Source organism: Marivita sp. S2033 (assembly GCF_046592965.1).
Lineage (GTDB): Bacteria > Pseudomonadota > Alphaproteobacteria > Rhodobacterales > Rhodobacteraceae > Marivita.
Genome location: NZ_JBISBV010000002.1, coordinates 158,158 through 178,663 on the forward strand (window position 1 = coordinate 158,158; position 20,506 = coordinate 178,663).

Consider the following 20,506-nt stretch of genomic DNA (forward strand, 5'->3'; position numbering starts at 1 on the left):
AGATGTCTGAGGGTAAGAAACTGCCGATTTCACGGCGCGGCCTGCTGGGCGCAACCGCCGGAGGCGCGGCACTTGCAGGCGCATTCGGCACCCGCGCGATGCTCACCGGCACCGCAGCCGTCGGTGCGGCCACTCTGGCCAGCACCACAAGCGCGCGTGCCGCCACGGATGCCCAAGTGGGTCCCGGCCAGCTTGACGAATATTACGGCTTCTGGTCCTCGGGCCAGTGCGGCGAGATGCGCATTCTCGGCGTGCCGTCGATGCGCGAGCTGATGCGTATTCCGGTGTTCAACATCTGCTCGGCCACCGGCTGGGGCATCACCAACGAATCCAAGAAAATCCTGACCGAAGGCCTGCTGCCGGAGACCAAGGAATATCTGGCTGCCAACGGTCACGAGTTCCCGCCCAACGGCGACCTGCACCACCCGCACATGTCCTTCACCGAAGGCACATATGACGGCCGTTACCTGTTCATGAACGACAAGGCCAACACCCGCGTCGCCCGCGTGCGCTGCGATGTGATGAAGTGCGACAAGATTATCGAGATCCCCAACGCCAAGGCGATCCACGGTCTGCGTCCGCAGAAATGGCCGCGCACCAACTATGTGTTCGCCAATGGCGAGGACGAGGTGCCGATGGTCAATGACGGCCAGATCCTCGACGAGCCAGAGAAGTACGTGAACTTCTACACTGCCATAAATGCCGACGAAATGACCGTGGCGTGGCAGGTGATGGTGTCGGGCAACCTCGACAACACCGATTGCGATTACGATGGCAAATACGCGTTCTCGACCTCGTATAACTCGGAAATGGGCATGACCCTGCCCGAGATGACAGAGGCCGATATGGACCATGTCGTTGTCTTCAACATTGCCGAGATCGAAAAAGGCATCGAGGCCGGCGACTATCAGGAGCTGAACGGCGTCAAGGTTCTGGATGGGCGCAAAGGGCAGAACAAGAAGTACACCCGCTACATCCCGATCCCCAACAACCCGCACGGCTGCAACATGGCGCCTGACAAGATCCACCTGTGCATCGCGGGCAAGCTGTCGCCCACGGTTTCCGTGATCGACGTGCGCAAGCTCGACGCGGTGTTCAACGAAGATGCCGATCCGCGCAGCGTTGTCGTGGCCGAACCCGAACTGGGTCTTGGGCCGCTCCACACCGCATTCGACGGCAAGGGCAACGCCTATACCACGCTGTTCCTTGACAGTCAGGTGGTGAAGTGGAACCTCGAGAAAGCCATCCAGCTTTACAACGGCGAAGATGTCGATCCGATCATCACCAAGCAGGACGTGCATTACCAGCCGGGTCACAACTCCACCGTGATGGGCGAAACGCTCGAGGCGACGGACAAGTACTATCTGACGATGAACAAGTTCTCCAAGGACCGGTTCCTCAATGTCGGTCCGCTCAAGCCCGAGAACGAGCAGCTGTTCGCAATCGACGGTGACAACCTGACACTGATCCATGACGGCCCGACCTTCGCCGAGCCGCATGATTCCATCATCGTGGATCCGTCCAAGGTGAACCCGAAATCGGTTTGGGATCGCAACGATCCGATGTGGGCGGATGCGCGCGCGCAAGCCGAGGCAGATGGTGTCGATCTTGACGACTATCAGGACACGATCATCCGCGATGGCAACAAGGTGCGGGTCTACATGTCCTCGCAGGCGCCCAACTTCGCGATTGAAAAGTTCACCGTGACGCAAGGCGACGAAGTGACAGTCTATGTCACCAACCTCGATGACATCGACGATCTCACCCACGGCTTCACGATGGGCAACCACGGTGTCGCGATGGAGATCTCGCCGCAGCAGACCGCGTCTGTCACCTTCGTTGCGGCCAAGCCGGGCGTCTACTGGTACTATTGCCAGTGGTTCTGCCACGCGCTCCACATGGAGATGCGCGGTCGGATGTTCGTCGAGCCGAAAGCGAGCTAAGCCATGATGCGTTCCCTGATCCTGACGGTATCACTCCTGATCGCGCTGCCCCTCTGGGCGGACGAGATTGCTGTGCCGCCGGGGCAGGGAACGCTGGCCAAGGCCATCGCCGGGGCGACCTCCGGCGATGTGCTGACCCTTGATGCGGGGCGCTATGACGGTGCCATCACGATCGACCGACCCCTTACACTGAGCGGACAGGACGGGACCGTCATTGATGGGTTGGGCGACGGAACCGTCGTGACCATCGACGCGCCGGATGTGACCGTGAAGAACCTGACCGTGACCGGATCCGGGCTGAACAGCCAAAATCTGGACGCCGGCATCAAGATCCTCAAGAAAGCCGATCGCGCGGTGATCGAGAACAACCGTCTGCTGGGCAATCTGCACGGCGTTGATGTGCATGGCGGGCTCGATGCACAGGTGCGTGGCAATACCATTGAAGGCACCCGCAATCCGCGCATGAACGATCGGGGCAACGGCATTTATGTCTGGAATTCCCCCGGCACGCTGATCGAGGGAAACTCGGTGCGTTGGGGCCGCGACGGGATATTCTCCAACACGTCGCGGACCGGTACCTATCGCAACAACCTGTTCCGCGATCTGCGCTTTGCGGTGCACTATATGTACACCAATGATTCCGAGGTGTCGGGCAACGTGTCCATCGGCAATCACCTTGGCTATGCGATCATGTTTTCCAACAACGTGGTCGTGAAAGACAATCTCAGCCTCTCCGATCTGAGCCACGGCGTCATGCTGAACTACGCCAATAACGCCGATGTGTCCGGCAATCTGGTGCGCGGCGGGGCCAACCGGTGTACATTCATCTATAACGCACACAAGAACCTGATCTTCAACAACCGCTTTGAGGGCTGCGAAATCGGCATTCACTTTACCGCAGGGTCCGAACGCAACGTCCTGACCGGCAACGCGTTTCTCGGAAACCGGACGCAGGTGAAATATGTCGGCACCCGCGATGTGGAATGGAGCTTTGAGGGGCGCGGCAATTACTGGTCGGACCATCCGGGATTCGATCTGGGCGGCGATGGCATCGCCGACAGCGCCTTTCGCCCCAACGATTTGATGGACCACATCCTGTGGTCCCAACCGGCCGCTGCGCTGCTGACCGGCGCGCCTGTCGTGCAACTGATCCGCTGGGCGCAATCCAGCTTTCCGGCAACCCTGCCGGGAGGCGTGGTTGACAGCGCCCCCCTGATGGAAGCGCCGCAAATCGCGGTGCCAGACGAATACACCGAGATGGAGGCCGAGGCGGTCGCCAATCGGGACGAAAGTGAACTCGATGACTTCGACATTAACGATCTCTCATCTCACTAAGACCTATGACGGGGTGAACGCCCTGTCTGATGTCTCTTTGAGCGTCGAACCCGGCGAGCGCGTCGCGCTGCTTGGCCATAATGGCGCGGGCAAATCGACCTTGATGAAGGTGATCCTCGGTTTGATCCAGCCCAATGGCGGTGAGGTGACGGTTTGCGGCGCCAAGCCGGGGCAGGCGGCGGCGCGCGCGAAAGTGGCTTACCTGCCGGAAAACGCGACGTTTCATTCCGCCGTCACGGGCCTTGAGCAGATCACCTATTACATGCGCCTGCGCAATCTGGATGCATCGGGCGCGATGGAGCTCTTGGATCGTGTCGGCCTGTCGGCGGCGGCAAAGCGGCGGATCGGCACGTATTCAAAGGGCATGCGGCAGCGCGTCGGATTGGCGCAAGCGCTGATCGGCCATCCTAGCCTCTTGGTGCTCGATGAACCGACCAGCGGCCTTGATCCGGTATCGCGGCGCGATTTTTACGAACTTCTGGACGGGCTGGCAGCCGAAGGCGCCGCGATCCTGCTCTCAAGCCATGCCCTGACCGAAGTGGAGGCGCGAACCGACCGTTTGCTGATCCTGTCGGGCGGGCGCATGGTGGCCGAAGGCACGCTCTCCGATCTTCGTCGTGAAGCGGCGCTGCCTGTCTCTATGCACATCACCGCGCTCAACGGATACAGCGCGGATATCATGGATGCGCTGCCAAACGCGATCCGTGTGGGTGACGCGCTGCACATCTCGTGCAACCAGGATGACAAGCTCGCGACGTTGGCCGAGATCTCCGCGCTCAGAGGCAAGGTGGCCGATCTCGAGGTCATCCCGCCCAGCCTCGAAGACATCTACAGCCATTTCAGCCGGAGGGACGGCCAATGATCGGGCGCATTCTTGCCACGGCGGCAACCGAAATTCATATCGCGCGGCGGAACCGCTGGGTGCTGATCGCGGTGGTGCTGATGGTACTCTTCTCGCTGGTCCTGTCCGCCGCCGGATCGGCGCCGACAGGAGCGCTGGGCGCGGATCGCCTCTCGGTCATCGCGGCCTCGCTGACGTCGCTCTCGGTCTATCTGGTGCCGTTGGTTGCGCTCCTGATGTCGTTTGACGCGATCGCGGGCGAAGTGGAGCGGGGCACATTGCCCTTGCTTCTGACCTATCCAGTTGCCCGCTGGGAGGTCCTTGCCGGAAAGTTGCTGGCGCACACCTCCATCCTCGTAGTCGCGATTGTTGCCGGCTACGGTGCCGCGGCGGCCGTGGCGATAACATTTGATCCCGAAGCGGTCTCCGGGCTCGGCGCGCTCTGGCGGCTGACCTGGACGTCGACTCTTCTGGGCGCGACCTTCATCGGCATCGGCTATGCGCTGTCGTCGCGCGCCAAGCGCGTGTCGGGCGCGGCAGGTCTGGCCATCGGGCTTTGGCTGGGGCTGGTGGTGCTGTATGATCTGGGCCTGTTGGCGGCAGTCGTTGCCGATGACGGCGGCTACTTCACCCGCCGGGTGTTTCCGGCCGCGCTTCTGGTCAATCCGGCGGACGCGTTCCGCCTGTTCAACCTGACCGCCGCTCAGGCCACCGCAGCCGCCTCGGGCGTCGGCGGTGCCGCCAACGCCATCCCGCAATGGCAATCCTTGGCCTCGGTCGTGATCTGGCCGGTGCTTGCACTCGGGCTGGCAGCGCTCAGTTTTCGAAAGGTGGATCCATGAGAGTTTTACCGGTCTGTGTCGCCCTTCTGGCGCTGGTCGCCTGCAAGGAAGAGGTCGCGCAGGACACCTCTGCGGTGCCGCTCTCTGCCGATGCGGTGGGGCATTATTGCCAGATGGACCTGTTGGAGCATGACGGCCCCAAGGCGCAGGCGCATCTGGCCGGATTGCCCGGTGCTCCGCTGTTCTTCAGCCAGGTGCGCGATGTGGTCGCCTATATGCGGATGCCCGAGCAGAGCCACGAGATCCTGACCGTCTGGGTCAGCGACATGGGAGCGCCAGAGGCCAGCTGGGAAGCGCCGGGCAAGACCAACTGGATCGACGCGACCACTGCCTCTTATGTCGTCGGCGGGACTCTGGTCGGCGGTATGGGCGCACCGGAACTCGTGCCGTTTTCCGACCCGACCAAGGCCGAGACGTTTGCCAAGGAAAACGGCGGTGAGGTCATGCAACTGGCCGAGATCCCCGACAGCGCCGTACTCGCGCCTGTCGATCTGACAGGCGAGGCCCCCGATTCAGAGTTCGAACAACGTTTGCGCGCACTGTCGCGCACGTCCGGAGGATAACACCATGACCAATCGCCGCCGTTTCCTGGCCATCAGCGCTGCTGCCGTCGCCCTACCGGCCTTTGCGCGGGCCGAGCCTGTTTATACCTGGCAAGGCGTTGCACTTGGTGCGCGGGCCACGCTGCGCCTGGCCCATCCGGACGCTAAGGCCATCGCGCTGCGTGCCGCAGCCGAAATTTCGCGGTTGGAGGATATCTTCAGCCTCTACCGTGCCGACAGTGCCCTGTCGCGGCTGAACCGCGACGGCAACTTGCAGAGCCCGCCGTTCGAATTGCTCGAATGTCTGTCGCTCGCGGGCAGGGTTCACGGCGCAAGTACGGGACGGTTCGATGTGACCGTTCAACCCTTGTGGGCGCGCTATGCCGAGGCTTCGGCCAGTGGCACCGCGCCAGACGCAGCAGCTCTTGTTGAAGCGCGCAATTTGGTCGGTTGGGAGAAGGTCTCGCTTGACCCGGCGGCGATCACGCTGAAATCCGGTATGGCCCTCACGTTGAACGGGATCGCGCAAGGCTACATCGCGGATCGTATCGCTTTGATGCTAAGCGCCGAGGGGCTGAACGATATCCTAATCGACACAGGTGAATTCCGTGCCATCGGCGGGCACCCCGAGGGCAGACCGTGGCCGGTCAAGCTTGCCGGAGGCGGGCAGGTGCCGCTGACTGCGCGTGCCCTGGCCACCTCTGCACCGCTTGGCACCACGTTCGATCGCGGCGGGCAGATGGGACATATCCTCGATCCGCGCACCGGTGAGCCGAGCCACGCCAAATGGCGCGAAATCACCGTCTCGGCAGACTCTGCGGCGCTCGCCGATGCGCTCTCGACCGCGGCATGCCTGTTCACGTCGCGCGCAGAGATCGAAAGCTGTCTGGCGCAATTTCGGGATGTGAGGCTGGAGAGCCTGAAATCCGCCTGAAGTCGCTAAGCGCCCGTCTGTTGCGGGCGCGGGGCGTCGAATGTGGCCCGGCTGAGGATGCGGCTGTCTTGATCGACGGTCAGGCGAAACGCCCGACCGTCATAGAAAAACGTCAATCGCCAACGTCCGGCATCCTCATCGACACCGGTTTCACTGCGCGATGTCATCGCGCCGGATTGCATGAGCCCCTGAACGTCAGCAGCCTGGATACCGAATCCCTCCGCGATAATCTCGGCCTCGACGACAAAGCCGTCTTCTCCGATCTGAACCGCTGTCACGACTTGGACGTCCAGTAGCCATTGGCCGCAGCGACGGTCGCAAAATGCGTGGCGACGACCTGACTGACGGAAATCAGCGAATCCGCGTCTTCGGCATATTCCGGGCGCATCCGCTCGCGCGCTTCGGCGTCGGGCTGTGTTATTTTGATCGTCATGCGCGACAGTTTGACGGCAAGCTCATATCCCTCTTGGGGCGTTTGCGTGATGAGTGTGGGAAGCCAGGTTGTCATGATCTGTGTCCTTTCGGGGTTCAGAGTGAAAAGAGTGGTATCACGCAATCGCGGGGAGCGAGATATCGGCGAGCGTAGAGCCATCGAGGTGGTCCAGAAAAGCCATTTCGGCGCCGCGCAGGCGCGATTTCAAGCGGCAACGCCCGTCCAGCGAGCAGTCGTTCGCCCCGGATGCGAAACATTCGACAAGCGGCTGGTCCTGTTCCAACAGGCGCACAACGTCGCCCAGCCTTATGTCGTGTGGCGCACGGGCCAGAACCGCTCCGCCGCCACTGCCACGGCGGGTCTCGACGATTCCGCCCTTTGCCAGACGCTGCATGATCTTGCTAAGGTGGTTGCGCGACAGATCGAATTCCGTCGCCATTTCGGCGGTCGAGTGGGCGCGCTCAGGCGCACTGGCCATGCGCATCAACATGCGAAGCCCGTAATCGGTGAAAGAAGTCAGACGCACGCGGTGTTCCGTTTGGTAAGACTGGCAAGGCAGCCGAATAAGTATTTACAATACCAATTAACAGGTTTACCCAGTGTTGCAAAGAAAATGTTTCAGGACGTGAAAGATGGCCGAGACAGCAAATTCCACGCTTCGGATCTCTTCCGCCCGCCCGCAGATAACGCGCACCATCATGGAGCGCACCGGGCTGGATCAGGATGTCCTGACCGATCTGGTTCACAGCTTTTACGGCCGCATCCGATCTGACCCGGTGCTCGGCCCGATTTTCGACAGCCGCATCAGTGACTGGCCGCCCCATCTCGAACGCATGGTGTCGTTCTGGTCCTCGGTTGCTCTGATGACCGGGCAATATCACGGCGCGCCGGTGCCCAAGCACGCGAATCTGCCAATAACATGGGCGCATTTCGAGCGCTGGCTGGACCTGTTTCGCGACACCGCGCACGAGGTCTGCACGCCGCAAGGCGCCGCGCATGTGATAGAGCGTGCAGAGCGTATCGCCCGGTCTTTGAACATGGCAGTGGAAGACACGGCCCGGCGGGATGACAACGCCATTCCCAGTTTGAGGTAACGCGCAATGACCAATCAGGACGACACCGGGCGCTACGCTTCATCGCCCTGCATGGCAGGCGAGGTTGCGCCGGATTATTTCGATCCACTGGCGGTTGATCCGGCGCAGGCGCGCGATGTGGCGCGCTGGCGACGGTCCGAGCGGGCCCGCTTGCGCGACGCGCGCCAGTCCTTGAGCGTGTCGGAGCGTGCCGCAGTGGGCACGGCACTTTGCGCCCATCTGCGCGAGCTGTTGGCAGACCGGTTCGGCGGCGCAATTGGCAAGGTCTTCTCCGCCTACTGGCCGATCAAGGGAGAGCCGGACCTGCGGCCCCTGATGGCAGAGCTGCACGCCGCCGGTGTCACCGTTTGCCTGCCGATCGTCGAACAGAAATCCGCGCCACTGGTATTTCGCCGCTGGACGCCCGACACCAGGATGGTGCGCGGTGACTGGAACATTCCCGTTCCTCCACCCGAGGCCGAACGGCTGGTGCCCGACATCACGCTGGCGCCGTTGATGGGCTGGGATGCCAATGGCTACCGGCTTGGTTATGGCGGGGGCTATTTCGACCGCACGCTGGCAGCACTCGCGCCGCGCCCGTTCACAATCGGGATCGGCTTTCAATCGGCGCAGTTGGCAACCATCTATCCGCAACCCCATGACATTCCGCTCGACGTCATTCTGACCGAAGCGGGACAACAACAGATAAGTTTACAAAGATGAGCAGCACCGCAGAACTGATGCGCGCCTGGCGCGGCCCCGCAATCCTGACCTACGGCTTTCGGCCCTTCTTTTTCGGATCGGCCGTCTGGGCGACCATCTCGATGGCCCTTTGGATTCCCATGCTGTCGGGCGCTTTGACGTTGCCGACCGCCTTCGATGCGGTTTCATGGCATGCCCACGAATTCCTCTTTGGCTATCTCGCCGCCGTCATTGCAGGGTTTCTGCTCACAGCGGTGCCGAACTGGACGGGGCGATTGCCCATTGTCGGTTGGCCGTTGGGCGGCTTGTTCCTGTTATGGGTTGCCGGGCGCGTGGTGGTCGCGGGTTCGGCGGGTCTGCCACCGCTTCTTGTGGCATTGGTCGATATGGCCTTTGCACTGGTGCTGGGCGCGGTGCTCGCGCGCGAGATCATCGCGGGAAAGAACTGGCGCAACCTGATTGTGCTGGCGATGTTGGTCGTCTTTACCCTGGGCAATGCGGTTTTCCATTGGGAGGCGGCTCAGGGCGGATACGCCGCCCAAGGCGTTGGCTTGCGCATCGGCGTCGGGGCGGGCGTGATGATGATCGCCGTGATCGGCGGGCGGATCGTGCCGTCGTTCACGCGCAACTGGCTGGTCAAACGCAACTCGGCGCGGCTTCCCACGCCGCCGATGCAAAAATTCGACAAGGCGGCATTGCTGCTCCTGCTGGTCGCGCTATTGCTCTGGGTGGTGGTTCCGGCGCATCCGATCACCGGCGCGGCGCTTGTCGCAGCGGGTGTGGTGCACAGCGTGCGTCTGGGGCGCTGGGCCGGGCATCTGACGTTTGCCGAACCTCTCGTGACCGTTCTGCATGTCGGCTACGCCTTCGTGCCGCTGGGCGCGCTGATCATCGGGGTCGACATCCTCTGGGTCGGCACCACCGGCGCAGCGGCGGCGCAGCATCTCTGGATGGCCGGAGCGTTTGGTCTGATGACGCTGGCCGTGATGACGCGCGCGACGCTTGGGCATACGGGCCAGGCTCTGACTGCGAAACCCGGAACGATCCTGATTTACTCTGCAATGCTGGTGGCGGTGGCGGCGCGCGTGTTTGCCGGGGTCTGGCCCGCCCTCGCGTCGGAGTGGCACATCGTTGCCGGTCTCGCTTGGATGCTGGCCTTTGGCGGCTTCGCAGTCGTTTACGGCGCTTTGCTGCTTCGAGTGCCGCCGAACAAGCGAACCGCAGGTTAGGCGCGCGCCATGGGGTGGCTTGAATTCATCGCGGCGTGGGTCGTGTTCTTCCTGACGCATTCGCTTCCGATCCGTCCACCGATGCGGCCTTGGCTGCAACATCGGCTGGGGCGGCGCGGATTTACGCTGTTCTACTCGATCCTGTCGCTTGGCGTGCTTTGGTGGCTGATCGTGGCGGCCGGACGTGCTCCCTATGTCGGGCTTTGGGAGTGGGCGCGCTGGCAAACGCATGTGCCGTTGGCGATGATGCTGGTGGTGTGCCTGATCGCGGCACTGGCAATCGGGCGGCCGAACCCGTTTTCCTTTGGCGGTGCGCAGAATGACCGCTTCGATCCGGCCCACGCCGGGATCGTGCGGCTGACACGTCATCCGCTTCTGCTCGCTCTGGCGCTGTGGGCGGCGTCCCATATCGTGCCCAACGGCGACTTGGCGCATGTTCTGTTGTTTGGCACTTTCACCCTGTTCGCGTTATTCGGCGGGCGACTGATCGACCGGCGGCGCAAGCGCGAGATGGGGGCGGATTGGGCGCCCCTGAAAGCCGAGGTCACGTCGAGCTTTGCGAACGCGCGGCCGGCTTCGTGGTCGGGCGCTCTGGCACGTCTTGCCTTGGGCGTGGCGCTCTACGGTGTCTTGCTTTGGGCGCATCCCTGGCTGTTCGGGGTCAGCCCGCTTGGATGATACGCGCTGGCGTAAGGCCATGACGGCGGTTACACAGATGCCAGATCGGGAGTGCGGGATATGAATGACTTGAACGACAAATTTGCCAATCTTGGAGCCGAGAACGCTCCGGGCCAGGAGGTGCGGCAAGGAGCGGATGATCTCAAATCGCTGATGCGGGGCGACGTTCTGCCCGGCACGCCGGTCGATTTCTCCCACGGCGATGTCGATGCGTTCGCTCCAACCCCCGGAGCGCGCGAGGCGTGGGAAGATGGCTTTGGAAGAGGTGGGTCGCAAGCCTATACCGAGTATCGCGGCGACGCTGCGATCCGCGACGCACTGGCGCACAGACTGGCCGCCTTCACGGGTGCGCCGGTCGATCCGGTGGACGAGCTGATCATCACGCCGGGCACGCAAGGCGCCTTGTTTCTGGCGCTGGGCGCGGTTGTCGATCAGGGCACCAAGGTTGCGATCATGGAGCCGGACTACTTTGCCAACCGCAAGCTGGTGCGTTTTTTCGGCGGTGAGATCATGCCGGTCACATTGTCTTATCAAGACACAAGTGATGAGACCGGACCCGATATGGCCGAGCTTGAGGCCGCGTTCCGCGACGGCGCCAAAGTGCTGGTGTTCTCGACACCCAACAACCCCACGGGCGTTGTGTTTTCCAAAGAGACGATCACCCGCATTGCGGCGCTGGCGGCAGAGCATGGCGCCACCGTCATCGTCGATCAACTCTACTCCCGCCTGCTGTATGATGGCGAACCTTACACGCATTTGCGCGCCTGTGGCACGCGGCCCGACAACCTGATCACCATCATGGGTCCGTCAAAGACCGAGTCGTTAAGCGGCTTTCGCCTTGGCGTGGCGTTCGGTGCGGCGCATCTGATCGAGCGGATGGAGAAATTGCAGGCGATCGTGTCGCTGCGGGCGGCGGGGTATAGCCAGGCGGCGTTGACGACATGGTTCGCCGAACCCGATGGCTGGCTGGCCGACCGGATCGCGCAACACCAGGCGATCCGTGACGATCTTCTGGCGATCTTTCGCCAGGCCGGATTGCCCACGGCCACGCCGCAAGCGGGCAGCTACCTGTTCCCGCAACTGCCGGAGCTGGTGGTTGCGCCTGAAACCTTCGTGCGCCTGTTGCGCATTCAGTCGGGGGTGACTGTCACTCCGGGGTCGGAATTTGCGCCGCATACCGCATCGAGTGTCCGGCTGAATTTCTCGCAGGATCGCACGGCTGCCGTGGCGGCCGCGCACCGGATCGTCGAGATGGTTGAGAGGTACCGCGCCTGAGGCGAGCGGTACGGTTCAATCGTCCAGCCGTACGGATGTTGACGACGCCCCCCGGACCTCCGCGCTCCATCCCGCACGGTCGAGCACGAGGTCGGCAGCCACGGCAATGACCGCGATGGCGACAAATCCCAGGATCATGGCTTTCACTTCGAACTCTCCCTTGGTGCGGTCTGCTCGCGCAGATAGGCTATCAGATCGGCGCGGTCCTGTGGTTTGGCAATCCGTTGCACCGGCATTTTGGTTCCGGGCACATAATTGTCCGGGCCAATGTCGAACAGGGCATCAATGGTGTCCTCATCCCAGACAAGCGCCGATCCGTCGAGTGCTTTCGAATAACTGTAGTCTTCGACCGAACCGGCGCGACGACCAAAGACCCCGTGCAGGCTCGGCCCCGCGCGACGCGCGCTGCCCGGCGTCAGCGTGTGACAGATCGAACATTTGCGCATGAACTGACGTTCTCCATTGGTCATCGTTTCGGCACTGCGCAGATAGCCGGGTGTGGTGGCCTCCATTGGTGCCAGTTCCGACATGGCGTCGATCGGCCATGAATACATCCGCGGGTCAAGTCCGGCCGCATGAACGTTGCTGCCATCGCGGGAAAATGCGAGCGCCCAGATCGGGCCTTTTTCAGTTGCACGGAAGTCGCGGCTGATGCGCCATTCGGTCGTATCTATCACCATGATGTAGCCCTCGCCGTCACCCACGGAAAGCTGAGTGCCGCTGTGATCCTGGGCGATTGCCAGAATGGGGCGGCGTTCCAATGTGAGGTCGGCCAGAACGTCGCCGGTGTCCAGAACTATGGCACGGGTGCCGCCGTCCACCGCGCCATAGGCCAGCCAGCCTGCGTGTGAATTGATCTCGATCTCGTTGACACCAAAGCCGTGTTCGACAACCCGCCGTTTTTCCTGCGCCGTGGCGACATCCCAGAGCCGGATGCTGCCGTCGGTGGACGCGGTGTAAAGCCCCTGTCCGTCGTCGGTGAACGCCACGTCGTTGACAGGCCCGTCATGGCCTTGCAGGAACCATGCAGGCGATCCGTCCCGCGGCCAGAGTCCCACGCTCCCGTCCCAACTGGCCGACGCGAGGGTCTTTCCGTCAGGCGACAGTTCAAGAGCAACGATCTTTCCCTTGTGACCTCTCCAGACATCCCGCTCCTGGCCATCGGAGGACCACACGCGGATGGTGAAATCATCGCCGCCCGAAAAGATCGTCCCGTCCGCAGCGATCAGAACAGCGTTCACCGCCGCCTCATGGCCGTCCAGCCAGAGCGGTGTGTCTCCGTCCCACAATCCGACCGAATTGTCGAAACTGACAGTGGCAATCTGGTCGGAGTCGGACACGGCGATCCCCATGATCGGCCCGCCATGCCCCTTCAATGTGAAGAACTCACCTGCCCGGCAGGGGGCGGCAATGCTCAACGCGGCGCAGGTGAGAAGAACGGCGCGCATGTCATTCCGCGGGTGTTGCACGGTGCGGCGCTTTGGCCTCACGTGACTTTACATCGTCGACCCACAGGCTGTGATGCTCACGCGCCCATTGTTCTTCGACATCACCGCTGCCCATCGCATCGAAGGCACCCTCCATGCCGATGGAGCCGATATAGATATGCGCAAGGATGATCGCCATCAGAACGAAGCTCACGATCGCATGCCAGAGCTGGGCGAACTGCATCTCCTCCTGCGGCGTGAGCGCCTCGGGCAAGGTGCCATAGCCCACAAGTTCGGGCAGCCCCGAGCTGTTGAGCAAGCCAAATGTCTTGGCAAACAGCGGCATTTCAAACGGGAACAACATGGAAATCCCCGAGACCGCGATGGAGCCGCCAAGGATGATCGTGGACCAGAAGATCAGCTTTTGCCCGGCATTGAATTTCTTGGCAGGCGGGTGGCCATTGCCGAACAGGCCGCCACCTTTGGCGAGCCAATGAATGTCGGTCCGATCCGGCAGGTTGTGCACGACCCACATCACAAAGATCATCACGAGGCCGATGATAAACGCCCACGAGACGTTGTTGTGGATCCATTTCGAATAGCCGGCGATCCATGCATAGGGTTCATGCCCGAAAGTCGGGATCAGGAATTTGCGACCCATGAGCGAGATCAGGCCGGTGAGGCCCAGCAAGACGAACGATCCCGCCAGCAACCAATGTCCGAAGCGTTCGACCATCTTGAACCGCTCGATCGTGCGGCCGGTCTTGTCGCCTTCGATCCGCACCCGTCCGCGCAAAAGATAGAATATCGCCAGCAGGACGATGGTGCCGACAAGCAGCAGGCCGCCATAGGTGATCAGCGGACCTCTGCGGAAATCGAGCCACCACATGCCTCGGTCCTGAACCAGGACGCTCGCCGCCGGACCCCTGATCTGGGTCGAGATGTCGGCCTCGTTGAAGCGAACGCCGCGCCACATTTCCGGAGTGGATGTGCCCCCTCGCGTACCCAATTGTTCGCTTATGTCCTTGGCCCTCTCCGCGTCGCCTGTGTCGGTGGACCGGTACGCATTATCGACCTTCAAGCCTTCTTGCCGACGCAGGATGTCCTGAAGGGTTGTCGCTCCACCGGTGGCGGAGCGGTCAATCTCTGATGCTGTTCCCGGACCATCCTGTGCCGATACCGGAGAGGTGGACAGGAGGGCCAGCGCCGTGAGCAGGATAAAGGTGATCGTTGAAAAAGATCGAATTCCACGCATGTGTAGAGAGTCCTCTCGGATTTGAAGATCGACACGCCAAGCCTTGCGGGCGGTTAGAGGGTTGGTTCAGGTATATTAAAGCTTACCTGTGACTTGTCACCGGGCATAGAGCTGTGTGAGACGAGTTTGAGAGGAAATGCGGTATGGGCGGATTTTGCAGGGGAAAGTTCGGCTCCACGGTATTGGAGCGGGCCAGTCGATGACGGATGTCCTGACCGTCACCAACGCCGCAATCGTCCTCACGGTCGCCGCGTTTTCCCTTGCGGCGGCCTATCGGGCGGTTCTGACGTCGCGCACGCCGCAAGGGGCGACGGCGTGGATCCTGTTGATCCTGCTGCTGCCGGTGATCGGAACGCTGCTGTATCTGGTATTCGGCCATGCCGCCTATCAAAGGTTCGAACGCGATCGCAAGGAATCGGATCACCAGCTGTTCGACATGGAGCCCGGATATCAGGACAACCAAACCACGCCGCGGCTGAATTCATTCGCGCGCATTGCGCGTCTGCCGGTGACGCATGGCAATGACATGTCGCTCTTGATCGACGCGGAAGACACCTATGCGGCATTGTATGACGCCATCAAGGGGGCGAAATCGCATATCTTCGTGCAGTTTTACACCGTCGAAGCCGACGAGGTCGGCTTGGCGATGCGAGACCTGTTGATCGAGCGCGCCAAGGCCGGAATTCCGGTCTGGTTGTTGAACGACGAATTGCCCTTTATCGGCCTGTCGCAACGGTTCAAACGCCCTCTGTTAGAGGCGGGGGTGCGCATGGCGCGCACCAAGGGGCCAAGCCGGGTGTTGGGGCCATTCCAGTTGAACTATCGCAACCACCGCAAGCTTGTCGTCGTGGATAACGAGGTGGCGTTTACCGGCGGGATCAACGTGTCCGAGGATTACCTTGGCCGCAACAAGGCGATCGGCCCGTGGCGCGACACGTTTGCGGCGTTTCGCGGCCCGATCGTGGCGCAGTTGGCACGGCATTTTTCATCGGATTGGAAATGGGCCGATGGCGAGGACCTGCGGTCCATCGCGTCTCGCGTGCCTGAAGAAACCGGAACTTTGAAGGCTGTCGCCCTGGCGCCGTCGCCTGCCGAGGATATTGCGGCGGGGAATTTGTATTTCATCGCGCTGGCCCATGCTGCCAAACGTCGCTTGTGGATATCAACGCCCTATTTTGTCCCCGACAGAGACGTGCTGACCGCGTTGCGCTTTGCCGCATTGCGCGGCATTGATGTCAAGCTGTTGCTGCCCGAACGCACGGATTCATTCCTCACCCAATATGCGGCGATGGCGTATTTCGACGATGTGCGTTCGGTTGGTGGCGAAATCTGGACATACGGGGCAGGGTTCATGCATCAGAAAGTGGCTTTGGTCGATGATGACCTGACATCGGTCGGATCGATCAACCTTGATATTCGCTCCGGTCTGTTGAATTTTGAAATCACCGTCGTGACGGAAGGCAAAACGGCGGCCCAAGCAGTGGAAGACATGCTGAACGCGGATTTTGCCAAGGCCAAGCGGGTTGATTTTGACTTGTCCGAACGATCGTTCTGGAAACGGGCGGCTGCCCGGACCACCCGATTGCTTGCTCCGGTGCTGTGATGCGGATCGTCAGTTACAACATCCGCAAGGCGGTGGGTCTTGACTGGAAGCGCGATCCTTTTCGCATCATCCGCGTCCTGGCCGATCTGGACGCCGATGTCGTGGCGCTGCAAGAAGCCGACAAGCGGCTTGGCGTGCGGCCCGCGGTTTTGCCCGACGAATTGCTCTATGAACACACCGGACTGCGCATCCTGAACGTGATCGACGGGCCAAGCTCGGGCTGGCATGGCAATGCCCTTCTGGTGCGCGATGGCTGGACCATTCACGATGCCGAACGCCTGACCCTGCCCGGAATCGAGCCGCGCGGCGCGGTGGTGGCCGACCTGAGCGGACCGGAGGGCGAGGTGACCGTGGTCGGCACCCATCTGGGATTGCGGCGCGGCTGCCGTCAGTTGCAGCTTGCCCATCTGCGCGAAACCATCGCCGCACGGGCGCCCCGCACCATTATCGCCGGCGATATGAATGAATGGTCGCCGCGCATCGGATTCGATCTGATCAAGGACCAGTTCGACCTGATTGCACCGGGGCCAAGCTTTCATGCCAGCCGCCTGCTTGCGCCGCTCGACCGGTTCGCGCTGGGATCGAAACTGCGGCACCGGGGATCGGGCGTTGTGCTCAAAGGGGAGGCACGTCGCGCCTCGGATCATCTGCCGATCTGGCTTGATGTGGATATGCAGGACTAGGCGGCCCAAACGAACATCGCCCCCGCGAAGCTGCGAGGGCGATGTTCAATCATATCAGCGTCAGTGCGGTATCAGCCGCCTTTCTGGTCGTACGCCGTGCCCCAGCCCCAAGCGCCCGAGCCAAACCCGCGCGCGACCACGCGTTCGCGGTAGATCGAGGATACGACGTCGCCGTCACCCGCCAGCAGCGCCTTGGTCGCACACATCTCGGCGCAGAGCGGTAGCTTGCCCTCGGCAATCCGGTTGCGGCCGTATTTCTGGAACTCGGCCTGGCTGTGGTTTTCTTCCGGGCCACCGGCGCAGAAGGTGCATTTGTCCATCTTGCCACGGCTGCCGAAATTGCCCGCTTGCGGATATTGCGGCGCGCCGAACGGGCAGGCGTAAAAGCAATAGCCGCACCCGATGCACAGATCCTTGGAGTGCAGGACGATCCCTTCTTCGTTCTGGTAGAAGCAATCCACCGGACAGACCGCCATGCAGGGGGCGTCCGAGCAGTGCATGCACGCAACCGAGATCGACCGTTCACCCGGTTTGCCGTCATTGATCGTCACCACCTTGCGGCGGTTGATCCCCCAGGGAACCTCGTGTTCGTTCTTGCACGCGGTGACGCAGGCGTTGCATTCGATGCAGCGTTCGGCGTCGACGAGGAATTTAGCTCGTGCCATGTCTGTTTCTCCTCCTTACGCCGCTTCGATCTTGCAAAGCGTACATTTCGTTTCCTGCATCTGGGTCACGCTGTCGTAGCCATAGGTCTGTGCAGTGTTGCTGGATTCACCAAGGACATAGGGATCGGCGCCTGACGGATATTTGTGTCGCTGATCCTCGCCCTGGAAATGTCCGCCGAAGTGGAACGGCATGAAGGCAACGCCCGGTGCCACCCGTTCGGTCAGCATCGCCATCACCTTGACCTTGCCGCCCTCCGGCCCTTCGACCCAGACCTGTGCACCGTCGCGCACGCCCAGATCATTGGCATCGCGCGGGTTGATCTCCACGAACATGTCCTGCTGCAATTCGGCCAGCCACGGGTTCGACCGCGTTTCCTCGCCGCCGCCCTCGTATTCGACCAGGCGGCCGGAGGTCAGCACGATGGGATAATCGGTCGAGAAATCCTTGTCCTGGATCGATTTGTATAGCGTTGGAACACGCCAGAACTTCTTGTCTTCGTAGGTCGGATAATCCGCCACCAGATCGCGGCGCGGACTGTAGAGCGGTTCGCGATGGATCGGCACCGGGTCGGGGAACGTCCAGACGACGGCGCGGGCCTTGGCGTTGCCGAAAGGCGCACATTCATGCTTGATCGCGACGCGCTGGATGCCGCCCGACAGATCGGTCTTCCAGTTCACACCACCCACCTTGTCGGCATAGTCGGACGGGATTTCGCCCTGCTGGCTGGTTTCGCCAACCTCGTCGTGGCCGGGCGCGGCCCCCCTGAGGCCCGAGACAAATTCGATCATCGCCTTTTCGTACGTTGTCAGATCCGTGTCCCAGCCGAGATCAATCAGCATCTGCATGGTGAATTCCGGGTATCCGTCCTGGATCTCGGAATTGGCCGAGGCCACGCCTTCTGCCAGAAGATTGTCACCGTCCTTTTCCACGCCAAAGCGGGCGCGGAAGGTCAGCCCGCCCTTGGAGACCGGAAGCGACATGTCATAGAGGTTTGCCGTGCCGGGATGGTTCATCTCGGCAGTGCCCCAGCAGGGCCAGGGCATACCGTAATAGTCGCCATCCGCCGGGCCGCCATTGGCGCGCAGCGTGGTGCGATCAAAGGTGTGCTGATTGGCCATATGCATCTTCATGCGCTCTGGCGACTGACCGGTATAGCCGATGGTCCACATGCCGCGATTGAATTCGCGGGTGATGTCCTCGACATTCGGGGTGATGGAGTCGTCTTCCAGAGCGATGTTGCGGAACAGCCGGTCGTGGAAGCCGAATTTCTGTGCGAACAGGCCCATGATCTCGTGATCGGTCTTGGATTCGAACATCGGTGCCATGATCCGATCGCGCCACTGGAGCGAGCGGTTCGATGCGGTGACAGAGCCGCGGGTTTCGAATTGCGTGGCCGCAGGCAGCAGGTAAACGCCGTCCGTGCGGTCGTGCAGCACCGCTGACACTGTGGGGAACGGATCGACGACAACCAGCGTGTCGAGCTTTTCCATTGCCGTTTTCATTTCCGGCATCCGCGTCTGCGAGTTTGGCGCATGGCCCCAGAGCACCATCACGCGCGTGTTGTCGGGCTGATCGAGGTTTTCCTTGTCCTCAAGCACACCGTCGATCCAGCGCGACACCGGAATGCCGGTCAGGTTCATCATCTTGGTGTCGCCGACAGACGCATCCGAGAACTGCCCCTTGAGCCAGTCGAGATCCTCGCCCCAGACACGCGCCCAATGGGCCCAAGAGCCTTCGGACAGGCCATAATAGCCGGGCAGGGTATCGGCGAGAACGCCGAGGTCGGTCGCGCCCTGAACGTTGTCGTGCCCCCTGAAGATATTGGTGCCGCCGCCGGATGTGCCGACATTGCCCAAGGCAAGCTGGAGCACGCAATAGGCGCGGGTGTTGTTGTTGCCGTTGGTGTGCTGGGTGCCGCCCATGCACCAGATCACGGTGCCGGGGCGGTTGTTCGCCATCGTGCGGGCCACGCGTTCAAGCTGGCTTCCCGGCGTGCCGGTCACGCGCTCGACCTCCTCGGGCGTCCACTTGGCGACCTCTTCCTTGATCTGGTCCATGCCCCAGACACGGGTGCGGATGTATTCCTTGTCTTCCCATCCGTTCTGGAAAATGTGCCACAGGATGCCCCAGACCAGCGCCACGTCTGTTCCGGGCCGGAACCGGACGTATTCGTCGGCATGGGCCGCGGTGCGGGTAAAGCGCGGATCGCACACGATGAGCGGCGCGTTGTTCTGCTCTTTCGATTTGAGCAGGTGCAGCAGCGACACCGGATGCGCCTCGGCCGGGTTCGCGCCGATGATGAAGATCGCGCGGGAATTGTGAATGTCGTTATAACTGTTGGTCATGGCGCCGTAGCCCCATGTGTTCGCAACGCCGGCAACGGTGGTCGAGTGACAAATTCGCGCCTGGTGATCGACGTTGTTGGTGCCCCAATAGGCCGCGAACTTGCGGAACAGGTAGGCTTGTTCGTTGCTATGCTTGGCCGAGCCGAGCCAGTACACCGAATCCGGGCCGCTCTCGTCGCGGACCTGAAGCATCTTGTCGCCGATCTCGTTGATCGCCTGCTCCCACGATATGCGGACCCATTCTCCGCCCTCTTTCTTCATCGGATATTTCAGGCGGCGCTCGCCATGCGCGTGCTCGCGTACCGAGGCGCCCTTGGCGCAATGGGCGCCAAGGTTGAAGGGGCTGTCCCAGCCGGGTTCCTGGCCGATCCAGACGCCATTGCTGACCTCGGCGATGACGGTGCAGCCGACCGAACAATGGGTACAGACGGATTTGACGGTTTCGACCGCGCCGGTGATCGCTTGCTGGGCGCTCGCCTGGGTGACCGTGCCGCCGGTCGCGCTGATCGCGGCAAGGCCGCCTATCGCGAGCCCGGAGCCGCGCAGGAATGTGCGGCGATCGACGGATGTGGTCGAGACCTTCGAGATCAGGCCAGGGCGTGCGGCGCGATGTGCGGGCCTTCCGGTTTTCTTTCTAAGCATGGTGTCCCTCGTTGGCTACCTTGACGCGCCAGAGCGCATCGGCTGGGTTGCTTCCTGC

21 protein-coding genes are annotated in these 20,506 nt (G+C 61.9%); 13 read left to right on the forward strand and 8 right to left on the reverse strand.

The genetic code is table 11. The annotated features are described in order from the left end of the window. The first annotated feature begins 2 nt into the window (after positions 1-2). From nosZ to ACGKZZ_RS04875, 6 genes are read left to right on the forward strand one after another with little or no spacing between them, the layout of a single operon-like run. Positions 3-1,943, forward strand: coding sequence for a TAT-dependent nitrous-oxide reductase (nosZ, locus tag ACGKZZ_RS04850; protein WP_411222344.1), 1,941 nt, complete (start codon positions 3-5; stop codon positions 1,941-1,943). A 3-nt stretch (positions 1,944-1,946) separates the two neighbouring features. Then, positions 1,947-3,278 (forward strand): nitrous oxide reductase family maturation protein NosD, encoded by a 1,332-nt coding sequence (locus tag ACGKZZ_RS04855; protein ID WP_411222345.1) that lies wholly within the window; start codon positions 1,947-1,949, stop codon positions 3,276-3,278. Beyond that, positions 3,244-4,140: an ABC transporter ATP-binding protein gene (locus ACGKZZ_RS04860; protein WP_411222346.1), complete on the forward strand. Its 897-nt coding sequence runs from the start codon at positions 3,244-3,246 to the stop codon at positions 4,138-4,140. Before ACGKZZ_RS04855 ends, ACGKZZ_RS04860 begins: the two co-directional genes overlap by 35 nt. Next, on the forward strand, positions 4,137-4,961 hold the full coding sequence (locus tag ACGKZZ_RS04865; protein ID WP_411222347.1) for an ABC transporter permease: 825 nt from the start codon (positions 4,137-4,139) through the stop codon (positions 4,959-4,961). The genes ACGKZZ_RS04860 and ACGKZZ_RS04865 overlap by 4 nt, the downstream gene beginning before the upstream one ends. After that, positions 4,958-5,524 carry a nitrous oxide reductase accessory protein NosL gene (locus tag ACGKZZ_RS04870; RefSeq protein ID WP_411222348.1) on the forward strand — a complete coding sequence of 189 codons (567 nt, stop codon included), beginning with the start codon at positions 4,958-4,960 and terminating at the stop codon, positions 5,522-5,524. The genes ACGKZZ_RS04865 and ACGKZZ_RS04870 overlap by 4 nt, the downstream gene beginning before the upstream one ends. 4 nt (positions 5,525-5,528) lie before the next feature. Next, positions 5,529-6,437: an FAD:protein FMN transferase gene (locus ACGKZZ_RS04875; RefSeq protein ID WP_411222349.1), complete on the forward strand. Its 909-nt coding sequence runs from the start codon at positions 5,529-5,531 to the stop codon at positions 6,435-6,437. 5 nt (positions 6,438-6,442) lie between these two features. On the opposite strand, the gene ACGKZZ_RS04880 is transcribed toward ACGKZZ_RS04875, so the two are convergent. Genes ACGKZZ_RS04880 through ACGKZZ_RS04890 form a run of 3 tightly spaced genes read right to left on the reverse strand, consistent with a single transcriptional unit; the run spans position 6,443 to position 7,396 of the window. Further along, on the reverse strand, positions 6,443-6,715 hold the full coding sequence (locus ACGKZZ_RS04880; protein WP_411222350.1) for a DUF6522 family protein: 273 nt from the start codon (positions 6,713-6,715) through the stop codon (positions 6,443-6,445). Next, positions 6,712-6,945, reverse strand: coding sequence for a hexameric tyrosine-coordinated heme protein (locus tag ACGKZZ_RS04885; protein WP_411222351.1), 234 nt, complete (start codon positions 6,943-6,945; stop codon positions 6,712-6,714). Before ACGKZZ_RS04885 ends, ACGKZZ_RS04880 begins: the two co-directional genes overlap by 4 nt. A gap of 40 nt (positions 6,946-6,985) precedes the next feature. Next, complete coding sequence (locus ACGKZZ_RS04890) at positions 6,986-7,396, reverse strand: RrF2 family transcriptional regulator (protein ID WP_411222352.1); 411 nt, start codon at positions 7,394-7,396, stop codon at positions 6,986-6,988. A gap of 106 nt (positions 7,397-7,502) precedes the next feature. Between ACGKZZ_RS04890 and ACGKZZ_RS04895 the strand changes: the two genes are divergently transcribed. The 5 genes from ACGKZZ_RS04895 to ACGKZZ_RS04915 are packed head-to-tail and all read left to right on the forward strand — an operon-like array spanning position 7,503 to position 11,827. Beyond that, positions 7,503-7,964, forward strand: coding sequence for a group III truncated hemoglobin (locus ACGKZZ_RS04895; RefSeq protein ID WP_411222353.1), 462 nt, complete (start codon positions 7,503-7,505; stop codon positions 7,962-7,964). Positions 7,965-7,970: 6 nt separating this feature from the next. After that, positions 7,971-8,666, forward strand: coding sequence for a 5-formyltetrahydrofolate cyclo-ligase (locus tag ACGKZZ_RS04900; RefSeq protein ID WP_411222355.1), 696 nt, complete (start codon positions 7,971-7,973; stop codon positions 8,664-8,666). Next, positions 8,663-9,874, forward strand: coding sequence for an NnrS family protein (locus ACGKZZ_RS04905; protein ID WP_411222356.1), 1,212 nt, complete (start codon positions 8,663-8,665; stop codon positions 9,872-9,874). Before ACGKZZ_RS04900 ends, ACGKZZ_RS04905 begins: the two co-directional genes overlap by 4 nt. Positions 9,875-9,883: 9 nt before the next feature. Continuing rightward, positions 9,884-10,552, forward strand: a complete 669-nt coding sequence (locus ACGKZZ_RS04910; RefSeq protein WP_411222357.1) for an NnrU family protein — start codon at positions 9,884-9,886, stop codon at positions 10,550-10,552. 60 nt (positions 10,553-10,612) lie between these two features. Further along, positions 10,613-11,827 carry a pyridoxal phosphate-dependent aminotransferase gene (locus tag ACGKZZ_RS04915; protein ID WP_411222358.1) on the forward strand — a complete coding sequence of 405 codons (1,215 nt, stop codon included), beginning with the start codon at positions 10,613-10,615 and terminating at the stop codon, positions 11,825-11,827. Between the two features lie 15 nt (positions 11,828-11,842). Here the strand turns inward: ACGKZZ_RS04915 and ACGKZZ_RS04920 are convergent, their stop codons facing one another. Genes ACGKZZ_RS04920 through ACGKZZ_RS04930 form a run of 3 tightly spaced genes read right to left on the reverse strand, consistent with a single transcriptional unit; the run spans position 11,843 to position 14,509 of the window. Continuing rightward, a complete protein-coding gene (locus ACGKZZ_RS04920) occupies positions 11,843-11,974 on the reverse strand; it encodes a hypothetical protein (protein WP_411222359.1) in 132 nt (43 codons plus the stop codon). Beyond that, positions 11,971-13,275: a c-type cytochrome gene (locus ACGKZZ_RS04925; protein WP_411222360.1), complete on the reverse strand. Its 1,305-nt coding sequence runs from the start codon at positions 13,273-13,275 to the stop codon at positions 11,971-11,973. Before ACGKZZ_RS04925 ends, ACGKZZ_RS04920 begins: the two co-directional genes overlap by 4 nt. A gap of 1 nt (position 13,276) precedes the next feature. Continuing rightward, positions 13,277-14,509 (reverse strand): formate dehydrogenase subunit gamma, encoded by a 1,233-nt coding sequence (locus ACGKZZ_RS04930; RefSeq protein ID WP_411222361.1) that lies wholly within the window; start codon positions 14,507-14,509, stop codon positions 13,277-13,279. Positions 14,510-14,708: 199 nt separating this feature from the next. Between ACGKZZ_RS04930 and cls the strand changes: the two genes are divergently transcribed. After that, positions 14,709-16,112: a cardiolipin synthase gene (cls, locus tag ACGKZZ_RS04935; RefSeq protein ID WP_411222362.1), complete on the forward strand. Its 1,404-nt coding sequence runs from the start codon at positions 14,709-14,711 to the stop codon at positions 16,110-16,112. After that, positions 16,112-16,795: an endonuclease/exonuclease/phosphatase family protein gene (locus tag ACGKZZ_RS04940; RefSeq protein ID WP_411222363.1), complete on the forward strand. Its 684-nt coding sequence runs from the start codon at positions 16,112-16,114 to the stop codon at positions 16,793-16,795. The genes cls and ACGKZZ_RS04940 overlap by 1 nt, the downstream gene beginning before the upstream one ends. Positions 16,796-16,866: 71 nt before the next feature. On the opposite strand, the gene fdh3B is transcribed toward ACGKZZ_RS04940, so the two are convergent. Together fdh3B and ACGKZZ_RS04950 are read right to left on the reverse strand one after the other, a co-directional pair. Next, positions 16,867-17,460, reverse strand: coding sequence for a formate dehydrogenase FDH3 subunit beta (fdh3B, locus tag ACGKZZ_RS04945; protein ID WP_411222364.1), 594 nt, complete (start codon positions 17,458-17,460; stop codon positions 16,867-16,869). A gap of 15 nt (positions 17,461-17,475) precedes the next feature. After that, positions 17,476-20,448, reverse strand: coding sequence for a formate dehydrogenase subunit alpha (locus tag ACGKZZ_RS04950; RefSeq protein ID WP_411222365.1), 2,973 nt, complete (start codon positions 20,446-20,448; stop codon positions 17,476-17,478). Positions 20,449-20,506 lie beyond the last annotated feature (58 nt).

Bases quoted from the DNA above. Each gene is read 5' to 3' on its own strand.
- nosZ (WP_411222344.1), top strand. From the start codon at position 3: ATGTCTGAGGGTAAGAAACTGCCGATTTCACGGCGCGGCCTGCTGGGC.
- ACGKZZ_RS04855 (WP_411222345.1), top strand. From the start codon at position 1,947: ATGATGCGTTCCCTGATCCTGACGGTATCACTCCTGATCGCGCTGCCC.
- ACGKZZ_RS04860 (WP_411222346.1), top strand. From the start codon at position 3,244: ATGACTTCGACATTAACGATCTCTCATCTCACTAAGACCTATGACGGG.
- ACGKZZ_RS04865 (WP_411222347.1), top strand. From the start codon at position 4,137: ATGATCGGGCGCATTCTTGCCACGGCGGCAACCGAAATTCATATCGCG.
- ACGKZZ_RS04870 (WP_411222348.1), top strand. From the start codon at position 4,958: ATGAGAGTTTTACCGGTCTGTGTCGCCCTTCTGGCGCTGGTCGCCTGC.
- ACGKZZ_RS04875 (WP_411222349.1), top strand. From the start codon at position 5,529: ATGACCAATCGCCGCCGTTTCCTGGCCATCAGCGCTGCTGCCGTCGCC.
- ACGKZZ_RS04885 (WP_411222351.1), bottom strand. From the start codon at position 6,945: ATGACAACCTGGCTTCCCACACTCATCACGCAAACGCCCCAAGAGGGA.
- ACGKZZ_RS04895 (WP_411222353.1), top strand. From the start codon at position 7,503: ATGGCCGAGACAGCAAATTCCACGCTTCGGATCTCTTCCGCCCGCCCG.
- ACGKZZ_RS04900 (WP_411222355.1), top strand. From the start codon at position 7,971: ATGACCAATCAGGACGACACCGGGCGCTACGCTTCATCGCCCTGCATG.
- ACGKZZ_RS04905 (WP_411222356.1), top strand. From the start codon at position 8,663: ATGAGCAGCACCGCAGAACTGATGCGCGCCTGGCGCGGCCCCGCAATC.
- ACGKZZ_RS04910 (WP_411222357.1), top strand. From the start codon at position 9,884: ATGGGGTGGCTTGAATTCATCGCGGCGTGGGTCGTGTTCTTCCTGACG.
- ACGKZZ_RS04915 (WP_411222358.1), top strand. From the start codon at position 10,613: ATGAATGACTTGAACGACAAATTTGCCAATCTTGGAGCCGAGAACGCT.
- ACGKZZ_RS04925 (WP_411222360.1), bottom strand. From the start codon at position 13,275: ATGCGCGCCGTTCTTCTCACCTGCGCCGCGTTGAGCATTGCCGCCCCC.
- ACGKZZ_RS04930 (WP_411222361.1), bottom strand. From the start codon at position 14,509: ATGCGTGGAATTCGATCTTTTTCAACGATCACCTTTATCCTGCTCACG.
- cls (WP_411222362.1), top strand. From the start codon at position 14,709: ATGACGGATGTCCTGACCGTCACCAACGCCGCAATCGTCCTCACGGTC.
- ACGKZZ_RS04940 (WP_411222363.1), top strand. From the start codon at position 16,112: ATGCGGATCGTCAGTTACAACATCCGCAAGGCGGTGGGTCTTGACTGG.
- fdh3B (WP_411222364.1), bottom strand. From the start codon at position 17,460: ATGGCACGAGCTAAATTCCTCGTCGACGCCGAACGCTGCATCGAATGC.
- ACGKZZ_RS04950 (WP_411222365.1), bottom strand. From the start codon at position 20,448: ATGCTTAGAAAGAAAACCGGAAGGCCCGCACATCGCGCCGCACGCCCT.